Source organism: Pseudomonas sp. GCM10022186, assembly GCF_042656385.1.
Lineage (GTDB): Bacteria > Pseudomonadota > Gammaproteobacteria > Pseudomonadales > Pseudomonadaceae > Metapseudomonas.
This window is the reverse complement of sequence record NZ_JBHSOU010000016.1, coordinates 101,574-102,584: the sequence shown is the minus strand read 5'-3', so window position 1 is coordinate 102,584 and position 1,011 is coordinate 101,574. Positions and strand designations below refer to the sequence as shown.

Annotated in this window: 2 protein-coding genes; both read left to right on the top strand. The window is 64.1% G+C overall.

Annotated elements, in window-relative coordinates; genetic code table 11:
• On the top strand, positions 1-192 hold a 192-nt coding region (locus tag ACFPU0_RS09250), incomplete at its 5' end, for a hypothetical protein (protein ID WP_377692627.1).
• On the top strand, positions 189-1,011 hold an 823-nt coding region (gene xdhC, locus ACFPU0_RS09245; protein WP_377692626.1), incomplete at its 3' end, for a xanthine dehydrogenase accessory protein XdhC. The genes ACFPU0_RS09250 and xdhC, both read left to right, overlap by 4 nt.

Here is a 1,011-nt window from a genome sequence, read left to right as displayed (position 1 = left end):
CCGCTCGGGCCGGTCGCCACTCAAAAACAACGGTGCAGAACAATGACAACATCCACCGATAGATCGAAGACGACGCAGCAGGACTCCGAAGTCGTGCTGCTGGAAACGCTGCCGGCTCCGGTGCGTCCGAAGGACGACTGGCGCCTGTCGCGCACCACCAGGCCACTGCGTAGCTGGAGACTGAGCAAATGAGCTGGATCAGCGCCCTCGCCGACCTGCAGCAACGCGGTGAACCCTGCGTGCTGGTGACCATCATCGAAGAGCGCGGCTCCACCCCGCGCAATGCCGGCTCGAAGATGGTGGTCACTGCCGAGCGCATCTTCGAGACCATCGGTGGCGGTCACCTCGAGTACAAGGCGATGGAAATTGCCCGCCAGATGCTCGAGAGCCGCACCCAGGACACCCGCCTGGAACGCTTCAGCCTGGGCGCCAGCCTTGGCCAGTGCTGTGGCGGCGCCACGGTGCTCTTGTTCGAACCCATGGGCCAGCCCCAGGCGCACATCGCCGTGTTCGGCGCCGGCCATGTCGGCCGCGCCCTGGTGCCGATCCTCGCCAGCCTGCCGTGCAAGGTACGCTGGATCGACTCGCGGGAGAACGAATTCCCCGAGCAGATTCCCGCCGGGGTGGAGAAGGTGGTCAACGAAGAGGTGATCGACGAGATCGAGAACATGCCCAAGGGCAGCTACTACATCGTCATGACCCATAACCACCAGCTGGACCTGGAGCTGACCGCGGAGATCCTCAAGCGCAACGACTTCGCCTACTTCGGCCTGATCGGCTCGAAGACCAAGCGCGTCAAGTTCGAACATCGCCTGCGCGAACGCGGCTTCGCCAGCGAGACCGTCCAGCGCATGCGCTGCCCGATGGGTATCGGCGAAGTGAAGGGCAAGCTGCCGGTGGAGATCGCCATTTCCATCGCCGGCGAAGTGGTCGCCACCTACAACGCCAACTTCGGCCAGGAAGTGAAGAAGGGCGAAACCATCGCCAAGCTGATCCCCTCCTCGCGCCGGG